Source organism: Vibrio sp. VPAP30 (assembly GCF_001188205.1).
In the GTDB taxonomy this organism is placed as follows: Bacteria; Pseudomonadota; Gammaproteobacteria; order Enterobacterales; family Vibrionaceae; genus Vibrio; species Vibrio bivalvicida.
In genome coordinates, this window is record NZ_LBLS01000013.1 from 448,965 (window position 1) to 462,891 (window position 13,927).

Annotated in this window: 13 protein-coding genes; 6 read left to right on the forward strand and 7 right to left on the reverse strand. The window is 43.0% G+C overall.

Features of this window, described 5'->3' with window-relative positions; all coding sequences use genetic code 11:
- Positions 1-35 precede the first annotated feature (35 nt).
- On the forward strand, positions 36-950 hold the full coding sequence (locus tag ZX61_RS03920) for a LysR family transcriptional regulator (RefSeq protein WP_049843395.1): 915 nt from the start codon (positions 36-38) through the stop codon (positions 948-950).
- A gap of 46 nt (positions 951-996) precedes the next feature.
- On the opposite strand, the gene ZX61_RS03925 is transcribed toward ZX61_RS03920, so the two are convergent.
- The 3 genes from ZX61_RS03925 to ZX61_RS03935 all read right to left on the reverse strand — a co-directional run bounded on the left by ZX61_RS03925 (position 997) and on the right by ZX61_RS03935 (position 5,314).
- Positions 997-1,926: a Gfo/Idh/MocA family protein gene (locus tag ZX61_RS03925; RefSeq protein WP_049843396.1), complete on the reverse strand. Its 930-nt coding sequence runs from the start codon at positions 1,924-1,926 to the stop codon at positions 997-999.
- A 252-nt stretch (positions 1,927-2,178) separates the two neighbouring features.
- The gene (locus tag ZX61_RS03930) at positions 2,179-3,801 is read right to left on the reverse strand and encodes a hypothetical protein (RefSeq protein ID WP_049843397.1); all 1,623 of its coding nucleotides are present in this window, start codon (positions 3,799-3,801) and stop codon (positions 2,179-2,181) included.
- A gap of 334 nt (positions 3,802-4,135) precedes the next feature.
- On the reverse strand, positions 4,136-5,314 hold the full coding sequence (locus ZX61_RS03935; RefSeq protein WP_049843398.1) for an MFS transporter: 1,179 nt from the start codon (positions 5,312-5,314) through the stop codon (positions 4,136-4,138).
- A gap of 214 nt (positions 5,315-5,528) precedes the next feature.
- On the opposite strand from ZX61_RS03935, the gene ZX61_RS03940 reads away from it, so the two are divergent.
- Entirely contained in the window at positions 5,529-6,020 is a 492-nt protein-coding gene (locus ZX61_RS03940; protein WP_049843399.1) for a GNAT family N-acetyltransferase, read from the forward strand.
- A gap of 16 nt (positions 6,021-6,036) precedes the next feature.
- On the opposite strand, the gene ZX61_RS03945 is transcribed toward ZX61_RS03940, so the two are convergent.
- Both ZX61_RS03945 and ZX61_RS03950 read right to left on the reverse strand, forming a co-directional pair.
- A complete protein-coding gene (locus tag ZX61_RS03945; RefSeq protein ID WP_049843400.1) occupies positions 6,037-7,002 on the reverse strand; it encodes an aminoglycoside phosphotransferase family protein in 966 nt (321 codons plus the stop codon).
- A 2-nt stretch (positions 7,003-7,004) separates the two neighbouring features.
- Entirely contained in the window at positions 7,005-7,286 is a 282-nt protein-coding gene (locus ZX61_RS03950; protein ID WP_049843401.1) for a GNAT family N-acetyltransferase, read from the reverse strand.
- 170 nt (positions 7,287-7,456) lie between these two features.
- Between ZX61_RS03950 and ZX61_RS03955 the strand changes: the two genes are divergently transcribed.
- Positions 7,457-8,191, forward strand: a complete 735-nt coding sequence (locus tag ZX61_RS03955; protein WP_049843402.1) for a flagellar brake protein — start codon at positions 7,457-7,459, stop codon at positions 8,189-8,191.
- A 59-nt stretch (positions 8,192-8,250) separates the two neighbouring features.
- Here the strand turns inward: ZX61_RS03955 and gltS are convergent, their stop codons facing one another.
- Positions 8,251-9,477: a sodium/glutamate symporter gene (gltS, locus tag ZX61_RS03960; protein ID WP_049843403.1), complete on the reverse strand. Its 1,227-nt coding sequence runs from the start codon at positions 9,475-9,477 to the stop codon at positions 8,251-8,253.
- Between the two features lie 655 nt (positions 9,478-10,132).
- Here gltS and ZX61_RS03965 point away from each other — a divergent pair.
- Together ZX61_RS03965 and ZX61_RS03970 are read left to right on the forward strand one after the other, a co-directional pair.
- Positions 10,133-11,053 carry a DUF368 domain-containing protein gene (locus tag ZX61_RS03965; RefSeq protein WP_049843404.1) on the forward strand — a complete coding sequence of 307 codons (921 nt, stop codon included), beginning with the start codon at positions 10,133-10,135 and terminating at the stop codon, positions 11,051-11,053.
- A gap of 134 nt (positions 11,054-11,187) precedes the next feature.
- Positions 11,188-11,922, forward strand: a complete 735-nt coding sequence (locus ZX61_RS03970) for a siderophore ferric iron reductase (protein ID WP_049843405.1) — start codon at positions 11,188-11,190, stop codon at positions 11,920-11,922.
- Positions 11,923-12,008: 86 nt separating this feature from the next.
- Here the strand turns inward: ZX61_RS03970 and add are convergent, their stop codons facing one another.
- A complete protein-coding gene (add, locus tag ZX61_RS03975) occupies positions 12,009-13,001 on the reverse strand; it encodes an adenosine deaminase (protein ID WP_049843406.1) in 993 nt (330 codons plus the stop codon).
- Between the two features lie 211 nt (positions 13,002-13,212).
- On the opposite strand from add, the gene ZX61_RS03980 reads away from it, so the two are divergent.
- Positions 13,213-13,878: a Crp/Fnr family transcriptional regulator gene (locus tag ZX61_RS03980; RefSeq protein ID WP_049843407.1), complete on the forward strand. Its 666-nt coding sequence runs from the start codon at positions 13,213-13,215 to the stop codon at positions 13,876-13,878.
- Positions 13,879-13,927 lie beyond the last annotated feature (49 nt).

The window sequence follows — 13,927 nt, forward strand, 5'->3', positions numbered from 1 at the left end:
AACAATACTGCAAATATGCAAAGGATTTTTGCGCCATGGACACAAATCGGCTTATTCCACTGTTATCTGAGATGGCAATCTTCGTCAACGTCGTCGACTCTGGTAGTTTTTCAAACACGGCAAAAAAACTCGGGGTTTCACCTTCATCGGTCAGCCGTTCGATAACCCGTTTAGAAAATGCATTAGAGGAAAAACTACTCGAAAGAACAACACGACAGATGCGGTTAAGCTCAACAGGACAAGAGGTCTATAGCCTGTGTAGCGATATGATTAACTCAGCTAAAATGGCAGTCTCAGCCGCTCAGGCCGATAAAACCGAGGTGTCTGGTGTACTACGCGTCGCGGCGCCCAAAGCCCTCTCTAGGCAAGTTCTCATGCCGATGATTCTCGACTTTATTGATGCCTTCCCTAACGTCGCGCTACAGCTTAAAGTCGCCGACCACTATATCGACCCCATTGGCGATGAAGTCGATGTAATCATTCATATCACTGACAAGCCAACTGAAGGGTTAATAGCAAAGACGCTAACTCAATGCCGCTTAGTGATGTGCGCTAACCCTGACTATCTTGAGCAACACGGTTTCCCCATCCACCCGGAAGATATTTCATCCCACAACTGCCTTTGCCTTGGAGAAAATCCTCGCGATCGAGTGTGGGACTTTACCAATAATCATAAGAAAGTGTCGATTAACGTCAATGGCTCATTTGCCGTAAATCATAGCGAAATTCGTCGTGAGGCTGTGTTGTGCGGAGTAGGTATTTCCGTATTTCCAGAATTTGCAATTCAAGATTATGTTGAATCGGGAGAGGTGATTGAGATTCTTCAAGATTGGCATGTAGGAGGCAATTACCAAGGTAAGGTCATTGCTCAATATGCTCAGTCAAAGTTTATCCCTGGGCAGATAAAAACCTTTGTCGATTATATTCAAGACAGGTTCAGTCAGTTATGAAAAAGCGGAGGTTTCCCCTCCGCTTGTTCTATTTGATCAGTGTTTGCTATTTCATCTGCGCTTCTAAATGACTAACCAAATGTTCTGCGAGTTGATGACTAGCAATATTGCGACTTATCGTTTCAATAGCAAGCTTGCCAGCTTTGACTACATCAAGCCAATCTTGAATCATGCAATCAAACCCTTTGCTAGCAAGCATTGGCGTCCAATCTTTCAGCACGAGTTTTGATTCTTGGCTTTGTTGCCAAGCTCGCCCCTCAACAAAAGAGTCAAACTCCAACGCTTTGTTTGCATAGGTCGCTGACACTCTCTCTTTGGTCACACCAAATTGTCTATTCATCGATGCATGCAGCAGCGTTGAATCCGTTTGCCATTGTACATCGACCCGAGCAAGCTGACGCTGCTCAAACTGCGCAGTCACATAGACATCGTCCAGAGTTGCTTGTGCGTTTAGGTTTACGCTATCTAGAGGATGAATGAAGTCATCAAACACAAAGATGCGAATATCACCCGGTTGATTGAATCTGTGTTTCTCCCACCTTAGGGAAGTAAGGTCGCCAACCGCCCCTTGATCAAGTTCCTTGATATGCTCGTTATACAAGAGAATATGACGGCGATTAAAACCGACATACAGTGGCTGGTTGTGCTTTTCAGCCAGTTCATACAGAAACTCAACATCCTGTGCACTGTCAGCTAGCGGTTTATCGACAAAAGTGGGAATCCCTTGCTTGAGAAAATAAGCGGCAATCTCACGATGAGCGGAGGTAGCAGCATGAATCATCACCGCATCAGGAGCAAAAGCTAAAAGCTGTTGGTAGTCTTGGCACTGCTTTTCAACCCGATACTGTTGACCGAGGCTAGCTAAAGTTTCAGGATTGCGCGTACAAAAGATTGGCTCAACATCAGCGCGTTGACAAATCACTGGCAAATACGCTTTTTGCGCAATATCACCCAATCCAATAATGGCTACTTTCATCTTTTACACTAGCTCCATTTTAAAATTCGAACTTCATTACCCTCTTCAGGTAATCTCGAAATATTGAGAGACAATAACAATGAAACCAACGCCATTCCGGCACCGATGTAGAATACATGCGTCAAATCCATTTCAAAGGCCTGTAGGCAACACCTAAAAAAGGGAGCCTCGGCCCCCTTCAACTATGTACCAATTAACGTCCACTCTAACGCCACAAATCAACCCTGATCATCGGCAAGAACAGAAAATATCTTAAATCACGTAGACAGCACCGGCTTCAGGCCAAGAACTATCACTCCAATCAAGAAGAGGATCCGATGGATGCATAGGAGCACCTATCGCAAGCTTGTGAGAGCCAGGTTTAAACTCAAGCGACTCACCAAAAGCTTCATCCACGCCTGGCACGCTATCACCAGTAATTACTCCTTCATAAGCACGGTCTCTATCTCCATAATTCGTCAGGTGATATATATATACAGCGCCATCACCGTCACCTCCAAGCTCTAAAGTATCAGCATTTGTATGAAGACCAAAGCCACGCCAAGGAGCATTTTCTGCTGTAACTGCAAGATAACCATCATCACTTAGAGCAATTCGCGAACCAAATCTTTGACCTTTGGAAGATTTAACAGGATCGATTGTATCAACCGCATTCTGGTACCAATAACCTCTTTGACTGTCATACCTATAAATTAGGACTTCATCAATACCTGGAGCTCCCACTGCAAGTAAGTCTCCTGAACTATTCAATTTTACAATTTCACCAAATCCGCTTCCTTCGACCGCACTGACTCCTGGTAGAGTTAGCGTCGCATCTAATCGCCACAAATCATCTGCATTTTTGGGGTTAGATGCTCTGCGGTAAATATAGACAGCTCCACTATGCTTTATCTCACTAGAAGACTGTTTGCGAACTGAATCCATTGGAGCACCAACAACTAGCACTTCATCATTGGCGACTGATACACTGGCACCAAATCTTGCATCATGAGACAAATCGCTAGGTTTTTGAATCACCCCCTTCAGAGTTGAGCCACCAACTTTCATGTATTCAACTTTTCCACTGCCATCATGTTGTGGAGAGCCATAAATGACCATTTCTCCATTGTGTTCAGATATTGCAATTGCGGAGGCAAAGCCATTATTGTTTGCAAGTGTTCTGTCAGGCATCTTATGGCCCTGCGGGGAAATTAGGCCTACATGAAGCTCGGTAGTATCACCTGATGAAAATCGTCTAGTGCCTGCATAAATAATACCCCCTGATTGGTCAGTAATATCAGCGAGTATAGAGCCTGTACCATAACCAAAATTCGCGCCAACATTAAACTGATGAGTATATACATACTGACCGCTATCTTGTTGTTTATAAATATCTGCTAAATCTTCACCTGAATTGACCAGAAGATGTCCATCTAGCCACGTTAATGCTTGCCCAAAATGAGGGACATTCGTTTCGTTTCCATGAACAACATGTGTTTTTAGCTTAGTGACATACTGGTCTAAGTTTTGTAATTCAAATCTAGGTGTTTGGATAGGACATACTCCATTATCTCTACATCCAAGCAATTCATACTGTGCTGTCATGCCATCGATATCAACTAAGTCTAACTCAATGTTTACTGAGGTACCTTTGATATTAGTAGCGACCACGTCACTGTTTAGATATTGATTGGTCGCTCTGTAACGAAGTAATTTGTAATAACTAGCTCCATCTATTTTATTCCATTCGAGTACAACGTCACCACTCTTAGGGCTAGCTTGAGTCACAGCAAGAGACTGAGAGCTCAAATCAGCTTGAGGTTGTGAGTTACTACCGCTACCGCAAGCAGATAGTCCGAGAGCAAGACAAACTGGCAATAATTTTTTTACCGTCATAATAAACCTTTTCGGCTGATTGATATGAGAACAGCAAGATTTCGTTTAACTAGATTTCCTCTAAAGAGCTGTTTTAAAGGTTACATAGAGGGAAAATAGGTGTTAAAACCTATACAGTTATTTGAATCTTATTTTCGCCGCGGATGTTACTCGCATGAAAAAAAGTCTCCAGACTCAATATCGAGACATTACATTTCAAAAACTCAACATCGTTAACTTTGTTTACAACATAAACAAACATAAAAATCTGATTTAGAATGAAAATAAAAATAACTATCCACCAAGTGACAAGAGTCCGAATAGATGAAGTAATTACCTCATCGATAAAATAAAACTAGCTCCATTTTAAAATTCGAACTTCATTACCCTCTTCAGGTAATCTCGGGATATTGAGAGACAATAACAAAGAAACCAGCGCCATACCTGCACCAATGTAGAAGACTGCGGCTGGCGATACCAACCAAATAAAGCCGAAAGTCACTGGAATAAACACGGCTGCTATATGGTTAATGGTGAAAGAGACACCGGCGGTAGACGCCATATCAGCAGGGTCGGCGATTTTTTGGAAATAGGTTTTGATTGCCAGCGCTAGAGCAAAAAACAGGTGATCGATAACATAGAGTGCCGCAGCCCATTCTGCTGTCTCTACCAAAGCGTAACCGACAAAGACCCCAATCAAGCCAACGTATTCAAACATTAACGCTTTACGCTCGCCCACTTGGCCAATGAAGCGGCCGATACGTTTGGCGAATAAGAAGTTAAACACGTAGTTGATGATAAACAGTAGAGTGACATCTGCAGCAGAGTAACCAAAGCGCTCCACCATTAAGAAGCCTGCAAACACGGTAAAAATCTGTCGGCGTGCGCCACTCATAAAGGTCAGGGCGTAGTAAAGCCAGTAACGTTTTCTCAAGACCAGCTTCTTGTTTTGCTGCACCTTGGTTTCAAACTGAGGAAAGGCGAACGCCATCCACACCACGAGCAAGAATCCAACACCGCCAAAGGTTAAGTAAACCCATTGGAAATCCATCTTGAAGACTTCTAGACAAATCCAAAGCGAACCATAGGTCACCAGCGAGGCGAGTGCACCAACAGAGATAAACTTGCCCAGCATTTCAGGTGCTTCGTCTTTAGAGAGCCATTGTAGTGATAAAGACTGTTTCAGCGTTTCAAAATAATGAAAACCAGTGGACATAAGAAGAGTCGTAAACAGCAATCCAAAAAGTGAAGGAAAAAAGCCGGTGATTGCGGTTCCTAATGTCAAAGCAGCGAGGGAAAGTATCATAAAACGCTGCTCTCGAATAAACAGCAACACAAACACTGCGGTAAAAGCAAGAAAGCCCGGTATTTCACGCACGCTCTGCAACAAACCTATATCTGAACCATCAAAGTTTGCTCGCTCAATAACGAAGTTGTTAAGCAACGCCATCCAACTTGAGAAAGCAATAGGGACGACGATTGAAATAAGCATGAGGAAGTTTTGCGGAGTTTTCCAACTCGCGGAATGATTCATGAGTAATTCCTTATGTGAACAAGCTGTTACATTAGATCGCCTAAGCTTGAGAAACAAACAAATTTACAATTTATACCATTGTGGACCTTATAAAGGCTGTAGCTACTGCTCACCAACAACAACCGAATAAAATATTTTCTAAAACAATACTTTAACAATCTGCATAATCTCGTTATGGTGGCGTTATGTTTAACCAGTCGAAAAGGCAAATAAGATGGAAATAATAATACGTCCGACTCAAGTCAGCGATGCCGCCGCATTGTGTGAAGTTTACTCACAACCTAAAGCGCAGCGTGAGACACTCCAACTCCCAAAACCTTCAGTGAGTATGTGGACAACCCGACTGGAAAACATGCCTGCTGGTATTTATAGCTTTGTTGCAGAAATAGACGGTAAAGTGGTCGGCAATATTGGCTTTGAACATTCGCAACGTCCCCGTACCGCTCACTGTGCAAGCTTTGGTATCGGTGTTCACGATGATTACCACGGGCTAGGCGTAGGCAGTAAGTTGATAGAAACTGTGCTTGATTTAGCCGACAACTGGCTGCAAGTGAAAAGAGTGCAAATTGAAGTCAACGCCGACAATGACCAAGCGATTGCCTGTTATAAGAAGTTTGGTTTTGAGATAGAAGGTGAGTCCAAGTTTGGCTCTTACCGAGATGGCGAGTACATCAATACCTACTACATGGCACGTATAAAATTGTAGTAAATATAAGGCTTACCTAAGGGTAAGCCTTTAACATGTCTAGAGCGCGATCTTTCAAACTCTCAGTGTAGTCATTGATTTTCCAATGTTCTGGGCTCCAACCTTTCACAAATCTCTGAAAATCCGCCCAAGCAATAACAAACAGTGGTCGCCAAGCCGCTTCAACCTCTTCGGCAGACAAATGGGGTTGATGTGTCTGCAAAGCCAATCGTAGAGCAGCGAAATACTCATCCAGAATCCAAGCCTCCATTTCAGCACACTGCTGCGGCTCTACTGCACTGCTCATCAACAGCGCGACATCTTTCATCGCACACCCTTTACCTATGTACTGAAAATCAACCGCTGCTGCGTTTTTGCCATCAGGCGTAAAGCAGAAGTTTGCCAGTTTCGCATCACCGTGCACCAGCGTTGTAAAAGGGGCATTTTGAAGCACACTATCTATCTGCTCAGCTTTCGCCTTTAACCTTTCATCACTCAATGCTTGTAACTCATCAGCTCGGGTAGCCAAATGCCAATAGGTACCAACTTCCCACAGTCCCTCGCCTTGATGACCGATATGCTGAGCATGAAAGTCGGCAAGCCAACCAAGGCAGGCTCTTAAGTGATGCTGACTTGGCGTTGTAACGACTTCAGTAAAACCCACTTGCTTGAGATCTTCCATCACCAACAACAGCTCTTGTTCCTGTTGCTTAACCACTATCGTTGCTGGGACTTTGGCGTGACATAGCTTCGCCGCAAACTGATACCAGTTCAGCTCGACTTGATACGAGCGAAGTTTACGTTGGTGGGAGACATCAGTGTTCCAGCCTTTTGGATGATGCTTGGGTTTTGGCAACAAAACATGTTTAACGATAACGCTCGTATTATCGACATAAAGGCGAACAAGTTCGCCATAGCCGCCCCATAAGGTTTGCAAAACATCCAATGAATGCAGCGTGGAGTAGCCTAGCTCTGAAACAAGCGGTTGATAATTGTACTTCATTGTTAGTCTGCTTTGAGATGAGACCACTGAGCATTACGATTCAAGTAATGCACAACATAGCTGCAAATCGGCTCAATCTTTACACCAAATTGTTCGATTTTCGGTAAAACCGCTTCCATCATCACTTTCCCGTAGCCTTTAACTTGAAGCTTCTCTGGTACCTTGGTCGAGGTGATCGCGTACACATCACCTTTGTCTTCAAACTTCACGATTGCGTAGTGATCTCCCTCAAGATGAACACGAAACTGTGAGTTTACTTCATCAAGAATTACCTTATGAGACATGTTGACTCCTAAAAATGATACTTAGCTCAACTTTATTGAGTGATTTGATGTTTGAACATACCGCCAAGCAAACATAGAATTGAAAGTATCCAAATGTCTTTAATTGTCATGAGGATGCCACATATTCACCTGCCTCAAAACAATAACATGGTGGGAACAACGGAGGCTAGATGAGTACCCAAGCAGCGGTAAGTAAAGAGCAACCAGCTCGCTCTAATAATGAGAAAAACGTTTCAACCTTAAATAGTACCGATGCACTGGCCATGATTGAACATGGTAGTGAGCTAACGATTGGCATTACCACACCGGTTGGTACAACCTTTCGCTGTAAAACATCTTTCATTGGCACTCATTCAGCTAATGTCATTTTAGCGGAACTTCCAAAACTTTCTGAGGATGATTTGAACTTTTTCTTTCAGGAAGGGTTTTGGGCGACAATTCGTGCAATATCGCCGCGAGGAGAGGGGGCAATTGTCCATTTTAGAGGGCAACTGCAACACGTCCTTAAAGCGCCAATACCTATTTTCACCCTCTCGGTTCCCCAAACGATGCAAGTTACTCAGCTTCGTAAAGAGCCTCGTTTTGATGTAAACCTAGCCGCTCGAGTGGTTGCAGAAACACACAGACTTGACTGTGAAATTCGTGACTTATCGAAAAGTGGCTGTCGGTTTATCACGGCACCTTTAAGTCGCCCTTTCCAAGTCGGTGATGAAATTGCTTTGAATGTTCAACTTAGCTCGCTAAAAGGCGTGGAGTTCGCTCCTCTGTATGGAAAAGTGTGCAACCTGCAACGCTCGCTGCATTACGCTCGTTACGGTGTCGCTTTTTCTGATGACGGGAAAGAAAATGCCAAAGTGTTACTCGGTCATTTAAAATTTGATGGCACTAAGTTAACGCTAAGATAATAGAGCGGATACAAAAACGCCCTGCTAGTCTGCAGGGCGTTTTTGCATCCGCTAGAGAGTTATCCGATAAATGAAATGTAACCTTGGAGGATGATTAGGTTCACAATGTCGATAAAGAATGCACCGACAATGGGTACCACCATAAATGCTTGTGGTGAAGGGCCAAACTTGTTGACTAACGACCCCATGTTCATTACCGCCGTTGGTGTCGCACCTAGACCAAAACCACAGTGACCACCAGAAATAACAGCTGCATCATAGTTTGAACCCATCACTTTGAAAGTCACAAAATACGAGAAGACACCTAAGACAACAGACTGTACTGCGAGAATAATCAAGAACGGAATGGCTAAGTCAAAAATATTCCAAAGTTTCAGGCTCATCAATGCCATGGCTAAGAACAAAGACAGTGAAACAGTGCCTAAAATATCAACCGTTTCGGCATCCACCTTGTGAGTTTTGGTTACTTCCAATACGTTGGTAATGAATACGCCAATAAACAAGGCATAAACGAAGTCTGGAATCATCAACCAGCTAATTTCAAAACTACTGACCCACTGCTCTAGATACTTTGCACCTGTGACACAGATAAGAAGGATAAACAAAATCTCGATAACTTTTTTCGCTGTTACTTTGTCTTCTTCGTATTCGTTGTAAGTGACAAGCTCTGGGAAGCGTTCATGAGTGTGTATGCCTGTACCATATTCAGACTCAAAACCATTCTTATTGATCAGCTTTTGCGCGACTGGGCTACCAATAATGCCACCAATGATCAAACCGAATGTCGCCGATGCCATCGCGATTTCAAGTGTATTCGCCAAACCATAGGTATCAGCAAATGTCTGCGACCATGCTGCGCCTGTTCCGTGTCCACCTGACAGCGTAATAGAGCCAGCAATCAACCCCATTAGTGGGTCAAGCCCTAAGGCAGTTGCCATAGAGACACCAACGCCATTTTGAATAATGATATAAAATGATGCAACGGCTAAGAAGATAAACACTTTAGCACCACCTTTCATTAACTGGGTGTAGTTGGCTGCAAGCCCAACAGTACTAAAGAACATCAACATAAACACTTCTTGCAATGGTAAAGAGAACTCAAGGTCCATACCATTAAAGTGCATTAACGTGATGATAACAGCTACGATAAGACCACCGACAATCGGCTCAGGGATATTGAACTTCTTTAAGACAGGAAGTTTAGAGTTGACGAAGTGCCCTAAGAATAAAACGCTGATAGCGATTAAGAAAGATTCTAGCGGTCCAACTGAAATTATCTGATTCATATAACCTCTTTTTGTGATTCACTCATCTTCCCTAACGAGTCCAGAGTCCTTATTGACTCTGTGGAGCAATGCTCATTGATTCAATTTTTCTATTGAAATTTGTCCTTATACAAACAGCCTCAAGATGCTCGTTTCAACAGTTAACCCGACAACTTATAGTCTGGGTTGCGAAAAGAAAGCGGGCATTATTAATAAACTTGCGCCCATTTGTCGAGTATCTTGGTAAAAATTCCCACCTTGGCAACATGTAAACGTGCGCCAGACTTTAGCTTTACACATTAAAACGAGATAAACATTGACAAGGTTTTAGGCAAAAAAATAGCCAACCGCAAGAGTGCGATTGGCTTATATATAGTGTGAACAAATTACATTCACTAACAACGTCAGTTGGCTAGGTGACCCTCGGCTTAAGAAGGGTCACTTGTACATATGCAGTTAGCGTGCCAACTTTAAAACCACGTTATTTCTGTCTTACACCGCACTTTTGGGGCCATTTTACTTCCCAAAATGCAATATGAAAATTGCAAAATGCAAATATTTGCAAAACCATATTAAACCAAGCTCCTATAAACAGTTTTATCAGCGTTGATTTTTCATACTTTTTTTACGCAAGAATCGATATACTCTCTGCACCTAAATTTAGCAACCATGAAGAATGAACTACTTTACTACTTTTCTTAAAGGCATGGCGATGGGTGCAGCGGACGTTGTACCCGGTGTTTCTGGCGGTACAATCGCATTTATTACCGGTATTTACGATACCTTACTTGAAAGCATCCGCCGCATTAACCCAAATATTATCGGCATCTGGAAACGCGAGGGCTTTAAAGCAGCGTTTCAACATTTCAACGGCCTATTTTTGATCGCCTTGTTTGGCGGTGTGCTAACCAGTATAGCGACACTGGCTAAACTGATTTCATGGCTGTTGGTTACTCACCCTATTCCATTGTGGTCGTTTTTCTTCGGCTTAATCTTGGTATCTGTCTTCCATATGCTCAAACAAATAGAGCACAAGAACCTAAGCAGATTTGTCTTCCTTCTACTTGGCGTGGCCTTCGCATATAGCATCACAGTGCTCAATCCGCTTCAGCTAGAGCCAACCAGTATTAACGTCTTGTTGGCCGGAGGTATAGCTATTTGTGCCATGATTCTTCCCGGTATCTCTGGCAGCTTCATTCTGCTGTTAATTGGTATGTACACCCCTGTTTTAGGTGCGGTAAAAACACTGGATATACCTATTCTCGCACTGTTTCTAACAGGCTGTGTTTTAGGCTTGTTGAGCTTCTCTCACGTCCTATCTTGGTTACTAAGACGTTTTAGAGATCTCACACTGGTTTTCCTGACTGGTTTAATGCTGGGGACATTACCTAAAATTTGGCCCTGGAAAGAGACCATTACTTGGCGCACAAACTCTAGTGGTGAACAAGTACCACTCATTCAGCACAATTTATCACCTACAGACTTCGAAGCGCTTACCTCTCAGCCTTCTCAGCTAGGTATTGCAATAGTTCTTATGCTCATTGCCATTGGCATCGTACTGGGCTTAGAGAAGTTTGCAGAGACGCGCGATATTTAGGCACCTAGTTTAACAACGGCTTCTTCGGAAGCCGGTTTTTGGGCCTAAAGATAGGGTGTAATGATAATTAATTGCAATAGCACAGATGGTTATTTATCCTTAACCGATGGATTTAATGGAATAAGCATCAGGATATGAGCAGTCATTCATTCTTTGAGCAACTATTTGAACACTCTGCACAGGTCACACCCTATTTAAATGGCGCAATAAAACCAATTTCAGAGACACCTCTATTACACTCTTTTATCCATATTGACCGTTCTAGCTCTGAAAATATTCGAGAACTTTATCAAAGCCTTAAGATAGCCCATCCAGAAGCGGGGGCGGCTTATTGGCTAACACGAACTTGGGATCTTCTTTGTTGGCAGCCCATTTATGTGGCCTTTATTGCTATCTACTCTTGCCAAGGTTTACCTAAACTATCGTCTATTGGTCAGCAAGTTCAGCCTAATTTTGTCAGTGGTTATCAGTTTGATTCTGAAGAGTATTTTCAGGGCACAGAACAGGAGCTTATTGTACATGCAGGAAAAGAACTCAATACCCTGTTTGATTACTTCCGCCACGAGATGAGTCTCTGGACACGTATCCGACCTGGGTTTACCAATCACTTGTTTGCAGATGGTGTATTAGGCTGTTTGGTTAAATTGAGCCAGTTTGCTCCTGATCTGCCGGGAGAGTATTTGATTGGTCAGGCTCGCCAATGGCTGGCTGCCTGCAACCTTCCCGAAAAACTCATGGCCTCTCTCAGCTATGATGAAGCTTCGAAACAACTTGTATTTGTACGAACCAGTTGTTGCTTAGTTTATAAGTGCCAAGAGCGAGAGCTGTGTAGTGACTGCCCTAGGCATCCTGATAACAAAGCCCTGTGAATATAAAAACCGCCTATGACGGCGGTTTTGGTATTTCTTCTACTAATGCTAACCCTATAAACTGATCAGCATACTGAAAGTATATTTTACACGTACTGCATTAGGTGCTTTTTCACTTCATCTGAAGCAAAAGATTGTGCGACGCTCGCTGTATAGATCTGCTTATAGTCGTCAGCGTTTAGTTCAAACTGCTCCATTACCTTTTGCACTTCATCCGTCATGGTCGTATTCGATACAGTGCGGTTATCTGTGTTGATTGTTACTGCTAGACCATCGTTATGGAAGTCTTTCAATGGGTGTTGTTTCAGCTCTGGAATCGCTTTTGTTTGAACGTTACTACTTGGGCAAGCTTCAAGACCAACTACATCGTCTTTGACTCGCTTGTATGCCTCTGCGTGATCTTTGATTGCCACACCGTGACCAATACGCTCTGCACCTAGCAGCTCGATGGCATCATAAACATTTTGACCACAGCCTTGCTCACCGGCATGAATGGTAATGCGGTAACCTTTATCACGCGCATATTGCGTGTACTCGGCATATTCGTGAGCAAAGTTGTCTAGCTCAGCGCCTGCAAGGTCAAATGCGACAACACCTTTACCTAACAAAGGGGCGCCAGCATCAATAATGTCGTTTACAGAGTCTATCGGCAAAAGTTTTACCAACGAAAGAATGTAGTTACCTTTAATGTCATATTGCGCTTCAGCACGTTTCATTCCTTTTACCGCACTCTCAATGATTTCTAAGTAAGTCAGTCCTTGCTGAGTGTGTAACTGGGGTCCAAAACGCACTTCAAGATACTTCACGTTCTCTTTAGCAGCATCTTCAAAAAGCTCGAAAGAAATACGCTCAATGCTGTCTGCTGTTTGCATCACTTGAATCGGCAGAGCAAAACGGTCTAGATACTCTTGCAGGTTTGGACAAGTTTCAGGGGCGATCATCATCGTTTTGATGTCTTCTGCATTCTGGCTAGGCAGCTCAATGTTGTGTTCGGCTGCTAAATCAAGCACTGTTTGCGGGCGAAGGCTGCCATCTAGGTGGCAATGAAGATCAATTTTAGGGAGATCAAAATAGTTCATCTGTTTTTGTCCTAACTTTCCTGCTTATTGACTAAGAGTAGCTCACCCAATGACATTGCAACTATAGCAAGCACGGTGGCAATCACACTTAGCCATTTGTTTTTGATAACGATAAAACTCATGGTATATGATTAGCGATGATATATAACACGACAATTGTCCGGTAGCACGCCAAAATCTCCAAATCAATGTTAAATAAAGCAAATTCACTATGGATAAGAACAAGATTTTAAATGAAGGGTTAGATAAACTTCGCCAATTAGTGAAGCGCGAACAGTACAAAACCCTACAAGTACAAAAAGGCGATTACATCATTCGCCAGCATAGCGAAGTCAATGATGTCTATTGGACAGAAGCCGCACGATTTTCTGTTCTGCACACGGCTGAAAATGGTAAAACGCTTAGCCTAGGGGATTACTATCTAGAGGATAACTTCTTTGGCGAAATGGAATTTTTTTCTGATATGCCGAGTCCTTTTAGTGTCATTGCAACCGATGATGCCCATTTAACTATCATTCCCAAAGAGAAGTTCGCTGAGTTTTTGCTAGAAGACGCTCAGGTGGCATTCTGGATGAGTCATCGAATGTCCAACATCTATCTCAATACCATGAACATCGCCATGGAACGCTCTCTCTATCCGCTAAAGTTCAATATCATCAAAGATATGATCAGTCGACATACAGCAAACACTCCCTCTCGGGGGCACAGCTACATGTATCAAGAAGCACAAAGATTCGGCTGCACAGAAAGAGCCTATACACGCATTATTCACGAACTGATTAAAGAAGGGTTGGTAAAAAAAGGGGCAGATAACTCTGAGATAGTGCCCGTTGATATCGACAAGTTAAACGACTATCTAGATCAGTACTATCACTAGCACTTAGTTCTAAATGGGCACCTGAAAAGATGCCCATTTTGTTATCTGG

What these genes read in the sequence shown, in the direction of transcription:
- ZX61_RS03920 (WP_049843395.1), top strand. Translation starts at nt 36, where the DNA reads ATGGACACAAATCGGCTTATTCCACTGTTATCTGAGATGGCAATCTTC.
- ZX61_RS03925 (WP_049843396.1), bottom strand. Translation starts at nt 1,926, where the DNA reads ATGAAAGTAGCCATTATTGGATTGGGTGATATTGCGCAAAAAGCGTAT.
- ZX61_RS03930 (WP_049843397.1), bottom strand. Translation starts at nt 3,801, where the DNA reads ATGACGGTAAAAAAATTATTGCCAGTTTGTCTTGCTCTCGGACTATCT.
- ZX61_RS03935 (WP_049843398.1), bottom strand. Translation starts at nt 5,314, where the DNA reads ATGAATCATTCCGCGAGTTGGAAAACTCCGCAAAACTTCCTCATGCTT.
- ZX61_RS03940 (WP_049843399.1), top strand. Translation starts at nt 5,529, where the DNA reads ATGGAAATAATAATACGTCCGACTCAAGTCAGCGATGCCGCCGCATTG.
- ZX61_RS03945 (WP_049843400.1), bottom strand. Translation starts at nt 7,002, where the DNA reads ATGAAGTACAATTATCAACCGCTTGTTTCAGAGCTAGGCTACTCCACG.
- ZX61_RS03950 (WP_049843401.1), bottom strand. Translation starts at nt 7,286, where the DNA reads ATGTCTCATAAGGTAATTCTTGATGAAGTAAACTCACAGTTTCGTGTT.
- ZX61_RS03955 (WP_049843402.1), top strand. Translation starts at nt 7,457, where the DNA reads ATGAGTACCCAAGCAGCGGTAAGTAAAGAGCAACCAGCTCGCTCTAAT.
- gltS (WP_049843403.1), bottom strand. Translation starts at nt 9,477, where the DNA reads ATGAATCAGATAATTTCAGTTGGACCGCTAGAATCTTTCTTAATCGCT.
- ZX61_RS03965 (WP_049843404.1), top strand. Translation starts at nt 10,133, where the DNA reads ATGAACTACTTTACTACTTTTCTTAAAGGCATGGCGATGGGTGCAGCG.
- ZX61_RS03970 (WP_049843405.1), top strand. Translation starts at nt 11,188, where the DNA reads ATGAGCAGTCATTCATTCTTTGAGCAACTATTTGAACACTCTGCACAG.
- add (WP_049843406.1), bottom strand. Translation starts at nt 13,001, where the DNA reads ATGAACTATTTTGATCTCCCTAAAATTGATCTTCATTGCCACCTAGAT.
- ZX61_RS03980 (WP_049843407.1), top strand. Translation starts at nt 13,213, where the DNA reads ATGGATAAGAACAAGATTTTAAATGAAGGGTTAGATAAACTTCGCCAA.